Annotated in this window: 12 protein-coding genes; 6 read left to right on the forward strand and 6 right to left on the reverse strand. The window is 41.9% G+C overall.

Annotation, left to right across the window (positions count from 1 at the left end):
• The 3 genes from DFQ12_RS26675 to DFQ12_RS26685 all read left to right on the forward strand — a co-directional run bounded on the left by DFQ12_RS26675 (nt 1) and on the right by DFQ12_RS26685 (nt 2,875).
• Entirely contained in the window at nt 1-573 is a 573-nt protein-coding gene (locus DFQ12_RS26675; protein ID WP_120262177.1) for a gluconate 2-dehydrogenase subunit 3 family protein, read from the forward strand.
• A 62-nt stretch (nt 574-635) separates the two neighbouring features.
• Complete coding sequence (locus tag DFQ12_RS26680) at nt 636-1,697, forward strand: sugar phosphate isomerase/epimerase family protein (protein WP_120262062.1); 1,062 nt, start codon at nt 636-638, stop codon at nt 1,695-1,697.
• 26 nt (nt 1,698-1,723) lie between these two features.
• The gene (locus tag DFQ12_RS26685; RefSeq protein WP_120262063.1) at nt 1,724-2,875 is read left to right on the forward strand and encodes a Gfo/Idh/MocA family protein; all 1,152 of its coding nucleotides are present in this window, start codon (nt 1,724-1,726) and stop codon (nt 2,873-2,875) included.
• A 141-nt stretch (nt 2,876-3,016) separates the two neighbouring features.
• Here DFQ12_RS26685 and DFQ12_RS26690 read toward each other — a convergent pair whose 3' ends face one another.
• Both DFQ12_RS26690 and DFQ12_RS26695 read right to left on the reverse strand, forming a co-directional pair.
• Nucleotides 3,017-4,063 (reverse strand): glycoside hydrolase family 18 protein, encoded by a 1,047-nt coding sequence (locus tag DFQ12_RS26690; RefSeq protein ID WP_120262064.1) that lies wholly within the window; start codon nt 4,061-4,063, stop codon nt 3,017-3,019.
• Between the two features lie 110 nt (nt 4,064-4,173).
• Nucleotides 4,174-5,367, reverse strand: coding sequence for a DUF5009 domain-containing protein (locus DFQ12_RS26695; RefSeq protein ID WP_120262178.1), 1,194 nt, complete (start codon nt 5,365-5,367; stop codon nt 4,174-4,176).
• A gap of 525 nt (nt 5,368-5,892) precedes the next feature.
• Here DFQ12_RS26695 and DFQ12_RS26700 point away from each other — a divergent pair.
• The gene (locus DFQ12_RS26700; protein ID WP_120262065.1) at nt 5,893-6,393 is read left to right on the forward strand and encodes a GNAT family N-acetyltransferase; all 501 of its coding nucleotides are present in this window, start codon (nt 5,893-5,895) and stop codon (nt 6,391-6,393) included.
• Nucleotides 6,394-6,464: 71 nt separating this feature from the next.
• A complete protein-coding gene (locus DFQ12_RS26705; RefSeq protein WP_147420486.1) occupies nt 6,465-6,905 on the forward strand; it encodes a hypothetical protein in 441 nt (146 codons plus the stop codon).
• An 85-nt stretch (nt 6,906-6,990) separates the two neighbouring features.
• On the opposite strand, the gene DFQ12_RS26710 is transcribed toward DFQ12_RS26705, so the two are convergent.
• Nucleotides 6,991-11,700 carry a TonB-dependent receptor plug domain-containing protein gene (locus tag DFQ12_RS26710; protein WP_120262067.1) on the reverse strand — a complete coding sequence of 1,570 codons (4,710 nt, stop codon included), beginning with the start codon at nt 11,698-11,700 and terminating at the stop codon, nt 6,991-6,993.
• Nucleotides 11,701-11,710: 10 nt separating this feature from the next.
• Nucleotides 11,711-14,416 (reverse strand): hypothetical protein, encoded by a 2,706-nt coding sequence (locus tag DFQ12_RS26715; protein ID WP_147420487.1) that lies wholly within the window; start codon nt 14,414-14,416, stop codon nt 11,711-11,713.
• A gap of 199 nt (nt 14,417-14,615) precedes the next feature.
• Between DFQ12_RS26715 and DFQ12_RS26720 the strand changes: the two genes are divergently transcribed.
• The gene (locus DFQ12_RS26720; RefSeq protein ID WP_120262069.1) at nt 14,616-16,097 is read left to right on the forward strand and encodes an FAD-binding oxidoreductase; all 1,482 of its coding nucleotides are present in this window, start codon (nt 14,616-14,618) and stop codon (nt 16,095-16,097) included.
• Between the two features lie 15 nt (nt 16,098-16,112).
• Here the strand turns inward: DFQ12_RS26720 and DFQ12_RS26725 are convergent, their stop codons facing one another.
• Nucleotides 16,113-16,931, reverse strand: a complete 819-nt coding sequence (locus DFQ12_RS26725) for a universal stress protein (protein WP_120262070.1) — start codon at nt 16,929-16,931, stop codon at nt 16,113-16,115.
• 118 nt (nt 16,932-17,049) lie between these two features.
• Nucleotides 17,050-17,937: a sugar phosphate isomerase/epimerase family protein gene (locus tag DFQ12_RS26730; protein WP_120262071.1), complete on the reverse strand. Its 888-nt coding sequence runs from the start codon at nt 17,935-17,937 to the stop codon at nt 17,050-17,052.
• Nucleotides 17,938-18,129: the final 192 nt, after the last annotated feature.

An 18,129-nucleotide genomic window follows, 5' to 3' on the forward strand; every position in this document is an offset into this window, starting at 1 on the left:
ATGGAAAGAAGAACACTTTTAAAGATGATTGCCCTGCTTACAGGTGGAGCCGTGATTGGTGGCAATGCTTTTTTGACTGGCTGCAGTTCCAGCAAAGAAAGCGGCCTTAAGGAACGCCTCAATTTAACTCCCCAGCAAATCGCATTCCTAGACGAAGTAGCAGACACCATACTTCCAACTACCCCCAAAAGCCCGGGTGCCAAAGCAGCCAAAGTCGGCTCATTTATGAAGGTCATAGTGAACGATTGTTATGAAGCTCCGGATCAACAGGTCTTTCTTGAAGGAATGGACAGCTTGGATGCGGCCTGTAATAAAATGCATAAGCTGGGATTCGTGGAAGCCACGGCTGAGCAAAGGCTTAGCCTACTCACAGCAATCGATAAAGAGGCAAAAGAGTATATGGCCAAAAAAGGAGATTTACCCAATCACTACTATACCCTATTTAAGCAATTAACACTACTAGGCTATTTCTCTTCGGAAATAGGCCATAAACAGGCGCTGCGATACAATCAGGCGCCAGGTCGATACGAAGGGGATGTGCCTTATAAAAAAGGGGATCGTTCTTGGGCTTAAAATAACGAACTTACGGATATAAGGTTCCACAAAAGGAACCTTTTCACCTAAAAAAGAGATTTATGACAACAATTAAAGGACCTGCTATTTTTTTGGCGCAATTTGCCGGTGACAATGCACCCTACAATACTTTAGAAGGTATCTGCAAATGGGCAGCTTCCCTCGGCTACAAAGGCATCCAGATACCTACTTGGGATGCGCGCTTAATAGATCTTCAAAGAGCTGCTGAAGACAAAGACTATGCACTGCAGCTCCAGTCTACCGTACAATCCTATGGACTGGAGATCACCGAATTATCAACACATCTCCAAGGGCAACTGATCGCTGTACATCCGTCTTTTGATCCATTATTTGATGCATTTGCGCCACAAGAGCTGCATAATAATCCCAAAGAGCGACAACAATGGGCTGTACAGCAACTCCATTATGCGATTAAAGCCTCTCACAATCTCGGTTTGAAAGCCCTCGCAACCTTTAGCGGTGCATTTCTCTGGCCTTATGTATACCCCTGGCCACAACGTCCCGCCAATCTGATCGAAACAGGGTTCACTGAACTCGCCAAAATGTGGCTCCCCATATTGGATATCTGTGAACAGTACGATGTCGATCTTTGTTATGAGCTTCATCCGGGTGAAGATCTGCACGATGGTGTTACCTTTGACCTGTTTTTAGAAAAAGTAAATTACCATAAACGGGCAAATATTCTATACGATCCATCGCATTTTGTCCTGCAATGCCTCGACTACCTGCAATTCATCGACATCTACCACGAGCGGATTAAAATGTTCCATGTAAAAGATGCTGAATTCAACCCATCTGGTCGTCAAGGTGTTTATGGTGGATATCAAGATTGGCAAGCACGAGCTGGCCGTTTTCGCTCTATTGGGGATGGACAGGTCAATTTCAAAGCAATTTTCACCAAGTTGACACAATATGATTTTCAGGGCTGGGCAGTCCTGGAATGGGAATGTGCATTTAAAAATTCAGAAGATGGCGCTCGCGAGGGTGCACAGCATATCAAAGAGTATATTATCCGGGTAGGTGATCGCGCATTCGACAATTTTGCTGCTGCTGGTAGTGATAATAACTTGAATAGAAAATTGATCGGTTTATCAGACGAGTAACAGCCTAAACCTAAAATACAGTTATTATGGAAATCAGAAAAATCAGGATGGGCATGATAGGCGGTGGCAAGAATGCTTTTATTGGCGCTGTGCACCGTATGGCTGCAGGGATAGATGGACAGGTCGAACTATGCTGCGGCGCATTAAGTTCTGACCCCGTTAAAGCACAGGAGTCCGGAGAACTGCTTTCGCTCCCTACAGATCGAATCTATACAAATTTTCGGGAAATGATCTTGCGCGAAAGTCAGTTGCCCCCTGACGAAAGGATGCATTTTGTGAGTATTGTCACTCCCAATGTTGCCCATTTTGAACCTGCTATGCTTGCACTTGAACATGGATTTCATGTACTTCTGGAAAAACCCATGACCTTCTCCATGCAAGAGGCCCAATTATTACAGCAGAAAGTCAATGAATCGGGATTGCTACTTTGCGTTACCTATACCTATTCAGCCTATCCGATGGTCAAACAGGCACGTCAGTTGGTCCGCGAAGGTAAGCTTGGCAATATCCGTAAAATCATGGTCGAATATCCACAGGGCTGGCTCAGCACATTGATTGAAAACGAATCCCCGCTTGCCGCCTGGCGAACAGACCCTGAAAGAGGAGGACTAAGCAGCTGTATGGGAGATATTGGAACGCATGCCGCTCATTTGGCTGAATATATTTCCGGTCTAAAAATAACCAAAGTATGTGCTGATCTTCGTACGGTCGTAGCAGGAAGGCGACTGGAAGATGACGGTAATGTCCTGCTGGGATTTGAAAATGAGGCAACCGGCGTACTCTCTGCCTCACAGGTAGCGGCAGGCGAAGAGAATGCTTTAAAAATAAGGATATATGGAGAGAAAGCCGGTTTGGAATGGAACCAGCAAGAGCCCAATAGCCTCCTGCTGAAACCGCTTAACGAACCAGCACAACTATTCCGTGCAGGACAACAATATCTTAGTCCTCTAGCTCAGCACAACAGTCGTTTACCAGCAGGGCATCCGGAAGGTTACATCGAAGCATTTGCCAATATCTATCGGAATTTTTCAGCTACAATTCTTGCAAAAATAAACGGCACCAGTCCCTCGGAGGCCATGCTGGATTTCCCTACCGTTGCAGATGGAACTAGGGGCATGAAATTTATCGAAACGGTAATAGCTTCTGGACAGTCCAGTCAAAAATGGACAGCCTTCTAATCGTCATCACAATAACGTAGGCGCTAGAAGTCAATTCCATAACCGAAATTACTGCGTCAGCAAGTAAGACGTCTTGCAACAGCTCAGTAATTTCGGTATTTTAGGTTCTTTTTGGAAGGCTTTATATCAGAATGCCCTATGTCAACGTATAATCCCCTTGTACACCGCATCCCGTAATACCCCACCTTCGGTATCACCGGCATATTCCCAATACATTGCTCCCAGTAAGCCCTGTCCATGCACATAATCGCATTTCAAGGCAATGGATTCTGGAGTTTCAAAAGTCAGTACCAATTCTCCCTGTGCATTGACCAGATAGTGGGCCTTCGCTTCATCATCCCATTTCTGTTCAAAGCCCTGTAAATTCAGGAGATCCTTATAATCTATAAACCCTTTGATATCCGTTTTATTTCCCCGTCCGTAAAACGGAATACCGAGCACCAATTTTTCGACAGGCATTCCAGCGGCAATATGCGCCTTAACAGCTTCAGCACAGGTCGTGCGTCCCGATAAGGGAGAACGATGCAAGCTCGCATGATGATATGGTGGATTGCCCGAGTCGTAAGTCATGATGTTCACAAAGTCTACATCGTTTTTAATCTGATCAAAAGCAATATATTGACCACTTGATACCGAAGCGAGTGTCAATAGTTTTTTCTTACCAATAGCCTTCCGGATATCCCGCATCAATAAGGTAAAATTCTCGGTATCCGATTTCGTCGCAGAAATACCGGCGGAAGAATTGGTTGGGTATTCCCAATCAATATCAATACCGTCGAGTTTAAACTCCTTTACAACCCGCTCACAGTCCTTGGCAAATTTTCCCCGATTAACGACATCTGCAGCCATCTCACTAAAGCGACCACTTCCCCAGCCTCCAATGGATAACAATACTTTCAAGTGTGGATGCGCCTTCTTCAGCGCTATAATACTTTTTAATCTGGCTTCATTGTCGATACGCACTCCGTCAAAACTGTCATTTACATGCCCAAATGCATAATTGATATGGGTCAGATAAGTCGGATCCGGCACAACTGTTGACCAGGATGTAACATAAGCGATCACCACTTTTTTATTTTTCCCATGTGCACAACTCCGTTGTGGGCTAACCGTCATTAACAATAAGGCTATTGCTGTAAAGCCAAGGGTTATTAACTTGAGGGGATTTATACTGTTTTTAGATTTCATACACATCATCATATTAAAGATTCAACATAAATAACACTGCTATCGAGTTAATTGACCAAATTCCATTCTCCATTTAACACGATAATAAGCGGACAAGGATCGATCTTCTATTAAAGTTTTAAATAGATATTGATCTTTTTCAGTAAAATAGCATACCACAGCATGGCGAAAGCCCATAGCAACGAACCACCAACAGCAAGGAGCATGTTACCCGATTGCTTATAGAAAAACAAAGGAATCTGCAATCCCCAACAGATGAAATAAATTAAATCCGGTGCGAGATAGGTCGTCAAAGAATTCTTTCCGGCTTCCTCGAAGACGAATATTCCTTTATGGTATTTCCGAATATCTATTACATAGTAGATAACAAGCAGTAAGAGCAGGCTGATACCACAACAGAGCAATGCCCAGCTTGGCGTGCCATGAATTTTGGATAATATAAACCAGGGGCGCAGCGCAAACCCGCCCGCTAACCAAAGTATGCCAATAATCAGCATCCAACGTAAAAGTAGCTTCGGTGTAGCAGCATACCGTTTGATCAATATACCAATGATTGTCCCGGCCAATACAATGCAAGGTACATTACCCGATAACAGTACATTCAGGTAGTTCCCGATGATAGGAATATGCAATTTGAATGCTGTTTGAGACAGAATATTTAGGACAAGAAACAGCAGCCAAAAGCATACTACAATGGAGAGCCTTCCCCGACTTAACACAAAAGTAGTAGCAGCAGCAAAATAACCCCAGCCGATCAAGCCCAAGATTCCCCACCAACCGATCTCCAAGCCTTTACCCTCTGCTGCTTTAAAGCAATAAACCAAATAACAGATCCCTAATACCCCGACCAGGCGCATCCCTTTAAATAGGGTCTGACTGCCGGCAGTAGTAGGATACCTATTCCAGATCAGAAATACGCAGAGATACAACAAGCCTAGCCACCAAAAACCAGACATACCCGTCAATGAAGCATCCACACGTCCACCGTTCAGAATCAAGACACCAATCAAGATTAAACTCGCGGTACGGGTGACAATATGCGCAAAAATCAGACGAGGAGATTCTCCCAGCTTCTCCCGGGCAGCCACAGCATATGGTACAGCCATGCCGACCATAAAAAGAAATCCCGGAAAAACCCAATCTGCCAGCCCCATGCCGTCGACATCCGCTTTGGTATGCAGCAGCCATTCTGGAACACCGGGCGCAAATAAATCGTTGACAAATAACATGAGAAATAGAGTCATACCCCGCATGACATCCATTGAGCGAATTCGAATTGATTGTTTAGGTTGTTGTTGATCCATAATGATACGATAAATCCAAAGCAAATCAGCTGTCACAGCCCAAAACATCCCGTTTACCCAATTCTGCCACAGACGACTCAGCTACTTTTAAGGAATTGTAAAATGCAGGGTTCGGTCACTTAAAATATGTTCACACGATTCCATTTGCATTCAGGTTTATAATTTTTAGCAAACAGATCAACTATTTGCTTACCCTAAGATGAGCATATTATATCATATTCAAGAGAAATAATTGTTCAAATTAGTGTAATTTTTGCTTTTATCATACAAGTTTCCTGGAATTATGCCTTCATCTTACAACATTTTGAAAAGCACATTGCTTGCGTTATGTTTCATTTAGCCTCTTTTTGCCAGCGGATAAGAAATGGCCGGGAGTCCGGTGTTAAATATATGCTGTTATATAAAAATAATCACCTCATCACAAAAAAGCTGCAACCAAATAAACAGAGGAAAAAATTGATCAAAAAGCATCAACTATAGTGTAAAACTAATATTTTTGACCTTAGTTCTAAAACAACATATAACATGAGCCAGTTAGTATTTCGTGACGCCAGAAAAGAAGATTTACCTCGCATCGTAGCCATATACAATACCACCGTTGCTTCGAGAATGGTCACTGCAGACACCAGTCCTGTAACCGTAGAAAGCAGACAGAAATGGTTTGATGAACACAGCCCGTCAACGAGACCATTATGGTTGGTAGAGGAACAAAATAATATCCTCGGCTGGGTCAGCTTCCAGTCTTTTTACGGTCGACCAGCATACGATGCGACAGTAGAGATCAGCATCTACCTGGATGAACAACAGCGAGGCCGGGGACTGGGCAAGCAAATTCTCCAATACTGCATAGACAAAGCCCCCAGCCTTGGCGTACATACCTTATTGGGTTTCATCTTTGCGCATAATGTACCTAGCATCACCTTATTTGAAAAAATGGGATTCCAGGAATGGGCCAACCTGCCCAATATTGCTACGCTAGATGGGGTAGAACGAAGTTTAAAGATATTAGGAAAAAGGCTAAGTTAAGTCACACAATTGGCTCCCAAGAGAAAAATCATTAGCTTTAAGTAATTATTTTACACTCTTAATTTACAACTATGACTCAACGACTACAATTAATGCTAATATTCACCCTTTCTATGTTGTTTTGGATCAATGTGGCCATCGCCCAAAATCCCGAGCGGACCAAGACTATCGCGATCCCAGCCGATTCCACCTATACAAAAGTCGTACAAGCACTTCAAGAAAATGGCTACTATATTGCTCAATTAGACCGTTCTTCAGGTTTTATTCAAACCAGTGTATCGCTTAAAAGCAAATCAATATTTGGTCGTGATGGTGATAAAAGAATCTTCAATTTTCTAGTTGTCCCGCTTCCAGATCGAAGGTCCAAAATCATTCTCAATATTTTTCTGTTCGAACGCCTTCAAGCCGGAAGCGGTAATTCCGGAAATTATTACTACGATGACAAAGGTCTTGTCCAGGATGATAAAATCTATCAGCAGATTTGGGATAAAATTTTGCCCCTTATCCAATAAAAACAGCTATAGGATACAAACAAAGCCTGCCAAAAGTATATTGACAGGCTTTGTTTTATTCCGATTGTATTAATAATTTAGTAGACTATTCAATCTCGACCTTCAATCCTTCTTGCCAATCTTTTAGCTCCCCGGTATAATATAAATAGCCCGAAGATGCGGCACCTTGGTATCTCCCTGGCACTTGGGCTTTTAAATCTATAGACAGTTCTTTCGTTTCATTTGCATCAATCCCACGCCAATAAAAAACCAAGTAATTTTCAAAAATTTCATAGTAGTCTACGAAGCCTTTCTCCATTAAATCCCTTAATTGTTGAGGCTCGGGAGTTAATCCTCCTGGGATACCGACCTTCGCTAATGGCATTGCCTGTGCCCTACCCCGCTTATTGTTTAACCGCACCTTGAGTACCGTATTGTCACCCAGACGAACACGATTACTGGATAAAGATGTTGACAGATCCAGTGTCCTATCTTTTGCACTTGGCGGTTCCAGTGTCAAATAATTAAATCGGTAGGAAGCCACCGCATAATCTAAATTTTCCAGGCGCAAAGAGATTTTATGCTTTCCGGCAGGCAGCTCCAGCGAAAACAATTTGCTCAGGGAGTCCGCTTGGAGTGTAGTATCGCGGAGCAGAATTTCACCGTCCACCCACAATTCAATTTTCTTCCCCTTTTTCGTCTTCATATCCTGATCAAACAGTTGATAATATCCTATTGCAGCTTTCAGGGCGAGCCCTGTTGCTTGCGTTGAGCCATAATAACCTTTGTCCGCAAATTTAACAAGTGCCTCCATACACAAGGTCAACTCGTTGGATGGCTTTTTATCCAATTGGAAAACAAGTGCGATCCAGGCCAGCGTTTCATTGCGCAATGACCGTCCATCCGAATTTGTGATACTCCCTTCTACTAGCTCCTTTTTACCTTCAACGACCAATGGGAGCAGCTCTTTTAATTGCAATTTCAGGCTCTCCAATTGCTCCAATTTATTGAGGTTACTTGCTGTAAGCGCAACGAGGGCCATACGATAAGGATCTTTTGACCGCAAGACCTCCTGATAAGCCTTTTGAAATTCGTTCTCAATTTCCTCCCTTAGCCCCGCAACGCTCAAAGCATAAGTGATATAAGCATTATTTATCAACTCACGATTCCCGGAAAAAGCATACCGTCCTTTAGCCTGATGGTATCCACCTCGACCATCCTTTTTCGATAAAAGCCAATTTTTGGTTCGTTCGATCATCTTTTGATCCACAGCAATAAACGGCTTCATTTCGATAAATTCAATTAAACCAAAAGCTGAAAGGACCTCATGCGCGGGCGGTTTGCCGTACCAATCAAAGCCCCCACCTTTAATTTCGTAGGCCGCCAATTTTTTATAACCGTTTTCCAAAAACTCTTTTGTCTTGCGTTGCAAGGATTCATCCGCCCTAATTTGGCGCATAAGAGAAAGTGCGTAAATATTGGGATATACCGAAGAAGATACCTGTTCAAAACAGCCGTGTGGTTCGCGGACAATACGCTCCAGTCCCTGCGTAATTTGCTTCAAAGGATTAAGGTATAGCTCCACAGAAAGCTGTTGAGAGCCTTTAACTGCATTTTTTAGTTCAAATTCATGTTCCACGTATTTAGATGTTGAATGTCCGAACGCTACAGGAAAGCCTTTATTGAATAATTTGATATCCTTTATAATCCCCTGGGCTGAGGAATCCGTTCGGATCGAAAAACGTATTTTATCGCGATCAATTGAAGGGCGCTTTACTTCCAGTGGTACACGCAACTGACTTTGCTCCTGTGCGCCAATTTTCAGGATATTCCCCTCAGATTTCCATTCTAGCTTGTCCCCTACCAGGTCGACCTGACTACGGATTGATATCGGTTGCCGTCTTGTATTATCAACCAGTAATTGTGCGTTGATCAGATCGCCCTGAGAAGCGTACAAAGGCAATTTGACGTCCAGGTCAATTTCGTCTCTCACTTGATAAGTTGTTTGCTGATTACGTCCTATCATACCGTTTTTACCTATTCCTTCCGTTATGATCCGATAAGAAGTATTCTCATCTGCATTGGGAAAAGTTACCTGGGCACGGCCCTGGGCATCGGTCTCAATATGGTAGTTCCAATAGATGTTATCCCTAAAATCATCTTTGATCATAGCCTGTTTATTTTGATACTTGGGCACATAAAACTCCTGCGCATGATCAAAACGAACCTTTGGTGACACAGTGTTCAAGGTCAGGTATTCTTGAGGCCCTACCAGATGGCTATGTCCTAAAAAGCTAGCTGCATCTCCCTCCATTCCTTTTCCACCTTTCGTTGTGATTAGAATCACACCATTGGCTCCGCGGACACCGTAAATTGCTGTCGCCGAGGCATCTTTTAGTATCGAAATACTTTGGATCAATTCAGGCGGAAATCCAGTAAAGTTTGCCATATTGGCTTCATTATAGGGCACTCCATCCACAACAAAAAGAGGGCCACCGGTACCGCCAATGGAGTTCATCCCACGAATTACAACTGGTGCATTTGACCTTTCAACAGAAGGGCTAACACTCACTCCAGCGAGCTTGCCTGATAAGGCCGAAATTAAATTCGCTTGTGCATAGAGATCGTTACCACTAATTGTCACCACCGATCCAGTTAATGATCGCTTGCGATCTACGTCGTAGCCAAGAACAACCACCTCTTCTAGGATCCCATCTCGATTAAATGCCTGTGGCTCCATTTCTATTTTTGGTGGAAGTGGCGTTTCGTCATTGACGCGTTGGATTAATGGAGTTGTCCCAAACTTCACTAAAACAGGATCAGTCGCGCGTCGCTTCTCCCTTACTGAGGCGAGGTCTTCATTTCGGGATGCAGTAATATAATAAAATTCATTTTTACGATGTGTCGGAATATAGATTCGCCACAAGGCACATGGAATTGTCCGAACCGAAAAACGTCCTTGTTTATCCGGCGTTACCGTATACAACAAGCTATCTGCAACGACGTACATTTTTGAAGAATATACCGTATTTCGTCCTTTGCCCTGTCTATAGACTACACCTGTAAGCAAATTATTTGGAGGGGTCTTGACCACTGTAAGCTCGTCATTGCTCAGCACCTTATCCCACTTATAATTTCGCCAACCCTGTGTCAGCATAAGCATATCTAGGGCTTGAGTACGTTTCTCTTTGGTTGGATCAAAATAGAATGCGGGTTGATAGATGTCACCATGGACAGCAGTTCCCAGCCACATCCAGGAGAGTATATCATGCTGTTTATCGCTTAGGTAACTTAAAATCTTATCATCAACGACACCCAGTGATATCGCTGCTGGGACAGCCTCGCCCCGAGTATCGCGAGTCTCAATCGTCAGCTTCACATCCTCCCGAGTCTTATAGATCGCTTTATCGCTCGTTACATGAATCTGTAATCCATCGTTTATTGCATTAAAGAATAAGCGCTCGCTCAGAATTTGTCTTCCCTGCAAGATTGAGATGCTTAGCACCCCCTGTGGTAAAGCTTCTTTTGATACCTTTAGCGAATTTATACCCTTAGTTACTGCAAGTTCACCTGTATGAAAGATTTTGTCCTCCCTACGGATAAGATAACTTACTCGGCTATCCATACTACTGATGACCTGCAAGCTCAATTCATTTTTTGATTGCTCGTCCAGCTGTACCTTTATACCATCAGGTTTCATTGTCGGCAATGTGATCTGCTTATTTGCTCGATAAGGCTTTTCCAATTGAGCATAATAGGCTCGCCCTTTTTTGGGGATGAATGAAAACTTGCCCATACCTTGATGAAAGGAGGAAAACTTGCTGATCTCATTCCCACGATCGTCGTAAATGGTTCCCTCGATATCAGCTGGAAATCCCTCCGCATTCAACGCTTTAAAGGCCACCACATTTAAAAAATTTCCGAGCAGATAACCACCCTCAGGCATAAATTGAACATCGATATTTTCAAGAATAATAGGGACGTTCTTAGATATCGACTCTATCTGTTGCTGATGTACAAAGCGGACATTCAGGCTCACATGTTGATCTTTCAAAATTGCTGGCAATGCAAATGTTATTTGGGACTTACCCAAATGGTCAGTTTTGCTATCCCGCGAAAGATACAACTCGCCACCAATACTTACCTCATAAACAAAAGATTGATTTGAAAGCGGATGATTTCCCAGATCTTTGACTACAAAATCTGCTGCGACAGTTTCTCCCTTCCCGTAAGATTCCTTTTCCAATTCCAACTGCATGATGAGTCGTGGTGGATTGGTCCGCATGATGGTGATATCTTTCTCATAAGCGAGATTTGGAAAATTGATCATCCAAGGAGTTTGCACTTTCAATTTATAAATCCCACCTACAAGCTGTCCCCCTAATTGGAGACTTCCCTTGGCATAAATGGTATTTGCAGCAAATTGCCTATGCTGAATGACCTGTCCATTTGGTGCAATCAAATCAACAAGAACAATATCGCTTTGATTGGATACACCGAAAGCAGTATTACATAGATAAGTCGTAAAATAAATTGTTTCTCCTGGTGCGAAAATAGTCTTATTTGTATGTGCATATACACGTTCCAACGGTAGAAGATCCGCGTACTCATTTATTTTATCACGGATTACCTCAACCTGACCAAAAGCCAAAGTTGTACATAACACATATATTATTGTAAAAAAAGAATTTAGAAAAGACCGTTCATGCTTTTTATGGTTAAAGAACTTTTCCTTTTTGCTTAGACGCGATATAGTTTCAAATACAGATCGTTTATCCAGCTTTTTTCCCTTTGTAATTAGGTTGTCGTTAATCATGGCATGTAGGTTAAAAATTCAGTACTACGTTAAAACCAAAAGTCTTCATCAATGGCGAGTTGAAGTAATCCAAGCCCACCGCATTACGCTGTCCTAGCAGGGATGCTCCAGGGTAATTCCCTTTATATTTACTCCAATACATCAGGTTCTCGGCATAGAGGGTCAAATCAATTTTTTTGAGGTATCGCCAGGATAGATCAAAACTACGTGAAAGATTTACGCTAGAAAGACGTAAGTAACTTGCATCTTCGATGACATCTTCGGCCACACCCAATAGGCCATAACGTACCCATCTATTATTTTCGGTGCCCAATGTTGGATTATAATAGTCAACCAATTTGCTGTTTCCATTTCCCTGCGGGTCAATCCCTGTAAACAATTGATCTTTAAGCAATCGTTCTGTAGAGGTTTCCATTGAGCGCCCCATATAATTGAGCATTTGCCGTGTTCCATTCCACACTTTGCCCCCCTTGCTCCATTCGAGATCAAAATCAAAACGGATTCCTCTATATTGTAATGCATTACCAAAGATCAAGGCAAAATCAGGATTTGGGTTTCCCAGAATCTTTTGCTCAGGAGCTACAATGGGATAGCCATCCTTATCAATCTGTAGCTGCCCATCAGTAGTACGTTCATATGCAGTTCCCATAATCACTCCAATCGGTTGACCAACGACATAGTTTTTACTGATTTCCTGCATACCAGCTATTTGGATTCGATCAGACTCCACATTAATTTTATCGACCTTATTGACATAACGATGAAAGTCTAGTCTTGGAGACCATCTCAACGGACTATTGAAGACTCCAAAATGAGAAGAAATAGCAATCCTGAATCCCTTTTGTTGATAATCGACGGCATTGTTCAAGCGATATTGATTACCTTGCCAAAGTGGGACATAGCCATTCTTCACATAAAACTGATAAAAATTTCCCTCAAGGGTCAATAGCTGTCGTTTGACTGATGCACCAAACTCATAATTGATTTTCCGCTGCAATTTATCCACAGGATCCCGCAATAGCAATTCGTCCACGGGTAGGAAGGATTGAAAATCCTTGATGGAATATCGCATCAGGCTAAATTGTATATCATTATTGATTTGGTTGGGTTCAAGATGTGAAAGATTGAATTGCCCCCATACATTGGTGATAATATTTCCCCAATCAAACAAATCAAAATCAAATCTTCTTTCCAATTGGCCAACAAAATTGAAGGCAGTCTTATTTTTACTTTTGTTGCTTATCAGGATACTTGGCAGCAGATCAAAGGTCCAGTTGCCATTATCTCCATCGAATTCCTTCGCTACCAATCCAGCCTGAAATTCTGAGGATTGGTGCAACAAGGATACTGGCGCAACAGCCTCCACAGAACGATCTAAAGACATCCATTGGTTTTTGTACCAAAAATTTCCTTGTAGATACAACTTTTTGTCTTTAGCCAAATAATACTTACCCTGTACATTCGTATCAAAGAGTTTTGTCTTTAATTTACGGTTGACAAATATATCTTGGTTCCCTCTGGCTATGTTCCCAACAAGACCATAGTCTAGTGTATTTTGTTGGTATTGATAGTTGAGCTGTGCGCCCAAGAAAAAACGGCTATGATCCCAATCATATTTCAATGTGCCTAGGTATTTCTGATTAAATTGATTATCGCGATTATTTTGTAATAGAAACCAGGGATTGGCATATATATCGGAAATAACAACATTCGGTTGTGATTTAGCATCAAAATTGATTGGTGATAGATAGGCTCCCATAAGGACATTGGCGTAGTTATTACCTATCATAGGCATCTTTTCATCGGATTGATTAAACTTATTCAATACCTGGAGGCGATGTCCAGCCACCAATTGAGGAGAATAATTCAGCTGCGCGCCCCATGAATTAGTTTTGTTTAGGTAAAATACCCCCTGTTTCTTGGTATATTCGATTTCACCATAAAATTTCCCCAGCCCATCCTGTTTGTAGGTCATATCCAAGGTCGTGGACGCTTGGTAACCGTTCCGATAGATATTTTTGTTGTTGTAAACTGTAGGTAGGCCCGCCTGGGTAGCCGAGGGACCCCAACTATAAGGCACATCATTCGAAGCAACCAATTTCCCTCCGACGGCATGCCCCTGTACATAATCAGTTTGCAGCTCTACACGATCATCCGCTTTACTAATTAGTCCACCAAGTGTCAGATTAATATCTAGGAGTCCATATCCCGGCGTCGGGTTCTGATGAATATACACTCGATTTTTCTTCTCCTCGAGGCTGTAATAAGAACCACCATTATTTCTAAAGACGACCGGTCTAGGGGAACCTGTTGTGATTGAGCTATCTATTGGAAACAAATTCACATCAGTATGCTGTTCTTTCGCTGCTACGAGTTCAACAAGATAACCTCCAGACTTCTCAAATGGATCCGACCGAAACTCATATAATAGGTAAGTCGTTGGTAGCTGAACTGGATATTTCCACACCTGTATTTTATCCCGGTCATTGAGGTTAATCCCAAATACGCCCTTGGCGTCGGAGTGTACTACAGTCCGACCTCTACTATTAATCGGTTCATAAAAACTGAGCAGCACCTTATCGGACACTCTGATCACGGCAGCATCTTTAAGAGGTTTTCCACTGGCATCTGTAATCTTGCCTTCGTAGTGGCTCACCTGGCCAAAAAGCGCCTGAGTAGTACAAACAAATAGGAACAAACAGGTATACTTTATCATCTTTTTAAGCAATAATTTGAACAGGGATGCGGCGGGCGGCAGAATTCCATAACACATATTATTTTTTTTTGAGAGACTTTGATAAAATCCGGTTAAATAACTTTCTCCATAAAAATAGAACTAAAAAACAATAAATTTATATTATTTTGGTGGTGAAATATTTTTGCAATATTGCGCGATATCTAATTGATCAAAGCCAATGCGTGTAACTAAAAAAAACAAACTTTTTTCATTCGTTATTATAGTTATTGTTCTTGGCATTATTGCATTTCCAATTGTCCATATCCTTAGAACAAAATGGGGAGAAACAGACATCCACAGGACACTTCCACCTCATTATGTGGATGATGCCAGTACCTTAAACCCAACCAAAGTCGACACCATCATTGCCATTCCAAAAGACAGGTCGGCAATCGAAAATCAATTGCGGCAAATTCTGCAGTATGCAAATGCCAAGGGCCTAAAAATCTCCGTCGCAGGGGCGCGTCACAGTATGGGTGGTCATACGATGTATCCCGATGGAATTGTACTCAATATGCTCCCATACAATCACATGGAGCTGGATACTGTTGAAAATATACTGACAGTCGGTTCGGGAGCACTTTGGTCAGATGCTATTCACTATTTAGATCATTATGGTAAATCAATTGCGGTGATGCAAGCATTTAGTTCTTTTTCTATTGGAGGCTCGCTCAGTGTAAATGGACACGGATGGCAAAAAAATTCGCCACCTTTAGCCTCCAGTGTACTTTCCTTTACATTAATGAATGCCAAAGGTCAGGTGCTCCTTTGCAGTAGGAAAGAAAATAGCGAACTTTTTCATCATGTGATTGGTGGATATGGTTTATTTGGTATTATACTCGACGTGAAACTTAAAGTCGTCAATAATCAATCTTTAAAATTTCATTACATCAATTTAGCGCCCGAAAATTACACGAAATACTATAAAAAATATATTCTTGACAACCCGAAGGTCGATCTAGTTTTTGGTCGGTTAAGAGTATCCAACAAGAATTTTCTAGCGGAGGCTACGCTCAACTATTTTGAGCAGACGGCAGAACAACCAATACAGCTGGATCAACAGAACAAGAAAATGGAAGAAACCAAGAGACTGATATTTCGGGGCAGCGTCAATAGCGAATATGGAAAGCGGCTCCGTTGGGACCTTGAGACATCCTCCGCTATTCCGGCAAGGCATCTTACCTTCACCAGAAATGAGATCATGGATAGCCAAGTCTCTTTGATTGAAAATAAAGATACCACATCGACAGATCTGCTCCACGAATATTTTATTCCCGAACGAAATTTCATGAAATTCATTCAGGATATAAAACCTATTTTATTAAAATCAAAGCTAGATCTACTAAATATTACGATCCGTGCGGTCAATCGGGACGATGATGCTTACCTAAACTATGCCCAGGAAGATGTTTTCGGTTTCGTACTGCTGTTTAATCAGAAAAAAACAGCACAGCAAGAAGTCGAGATGCAGACACTCACAGATCTTTTGGTTGATGCAACTATTAAAAATGAAGGAACCTATTATCTTCCTTATCGTTTACACATCACAAAAGACAAAATGAGGAAAGTCTATCCACAAGCAAACAGTTTTTTCAGGACCAAAACAAAATACGACCCGTCAGAACTTTTCAACAACAAATTTTATAGGCACTATAAGTAACCGCCGGGTATTGAGCTATATTGATATTGTCAGCAATGGAACATCGAGGCCAGAGGCCATCATCCGTGTTTTACTGCGATGTGTCAACGAGCTCCAGAAACCATATTTATAAGGAATCATGACCAATAGGTCCGTATGGCTTTCTTTGACCTCATCACGAATAGCTTTCACCACTTCATTTGAAGTTACATTTTTATAGTAATAGCTGACGATCCCCATCACATCGTTGATGGCTTCGCGGGTAGCACTACCTTTTTCCTCGTTTAGCTGTTCGACGGTTTTACGGATATTGAGCACCTCTAGGACAGCATTAAAGTCAGTTGCAAAATCTTTAACTTTTTCTAGGATCTCTTTTTGGACACCACGAACGATGTCGCAGGCAAAGAGAATATGTTTTAGGCCGGTGAATTGTGCTCCCAATGGTACAGAGAGAATAGGTATTTTTAGCCTACTGATGGCTGCGGTCGTTGTATTGCCCAACATATCCTGGTCAAACGACCGTTTGGCCATACCCATAACCAGTAGATCGGCATCTGTTTCCTGAATACATTTTGTAATCTGATCATAGAACAAACCAGTAGCCAGATAAGGGACGGCGGGCACCCCACTCTTCTGGGTAATAGCCTCCGCTTTATGTTTTAAAATCTTGTTTTGATGTTCAAAAATTTTGAACATAGAATCGGGAGAAAGACGTGCATTCATCGCATGGATGGAAGGGTTCTGGAGAGAAAATAAGACAATCTCATATTCTTTACCTGCAAAAACTTCCAATATAAAATTCAAGGCATGTTCTGCCTCTTCAGCATAGTCTGTAGCAACAATAATCCGTTTCATATGATCCGATTTAATACGATTAAACAATTCCTTATTAATACGATCAAGTTACCGAAAAATAATAAATCTGTCAACCGGACAATTGTCTCAGCATCGTCAATTTTCTCCCGATTTTTCGCTATTTTGAATAGCTATCTTTTACAAAAGAAGCCTTTTTCAGGTAGTCGATACTTTGCTCAAGGCCTGTGTAAATATCATTGCGTGTATCTTCCAGTTCAACGAACAAATATTTCAGTCCACCTGTTTTAGCATTGTTAAAGATCGCATCAAATCCAACCATTCCACTTTGACCGATTTCACGGTGGTCTTTGATATGTAAAGCTTTAAATCTGCCTGCGTACTTGTTAAAATAATCCACAGGGCTTACATCTCCGATTACTGCCCAGTAAACATCCATTTCAAAAAATACATTTTCAGGATTGGTATGCTCCAACATGTAATCGAACATCACTTTATCCTCTACCTTTTTAAATTCGTGTGCATGGTTGTGGTATCCATACAATATTCCCTGTTGGCGACATTTTGCACCCACAGCATCCAAATAGCGGCATTGCGTTTCAAGATCTTTGAGCGTCTTAGGCACATCCATCCAAGGAGTTACAATGTATTTCATACCGGCAGCTTTGTGGGCAGCGATACATTCATCCCACCATTTTAGGGATTCGGAGAAATCTCCAGATGCAAGTTCCTGTGCAGACAATGTTTTTGTCGCATGGGACGACAATACCTTCATTCCTGTTTTTTCCACTTTGGCTTTAAATTCCTGTGGGCTCAGGTTGTACAGTTTACCATCTTTATAACCAGCAGCTTCCACCCCAGTATAACCAAGCGCAGCGATCTTTTGTAGAATTTGATCGAAATTCGGGTTCTTGCTGATTTCTTCACGTACAGAGTATAACTGTAGACCAATTTCTTTTTTTGCGGCTTTTTGTTGCGCAAAAGTCGGATTGATGGCCAATAGCATACAGCCAGCCATTAAAGATCCGATGAGTGTTCTTCTTTTCATGAGTTTTATTTATTCTATAGACCTATCCAACACGAAAGCTATCATAAACATCAGTTTACGGGTTGTTTAGGTTTATTCGTGTTAAGTGCAGCTGCAATGTATGCAAATCCGTTAAAAAACACAACGTTTTGGTTTTTTATTTATTCACATCCTCACGTTTTTGAAGGTTAGCAGCAGTCTTCTTTCAACTCG

It is taken from the genome of Sphingobacterium detergens, from assembly GCF_003610355.1.
Classification (GTDB): Bacteria; Bacteroidota; Bacteroidia; order Sphingobacteriales; family Sphingobacteriaceae; genus Sphingobacterium; species Sphingobacterium detergens.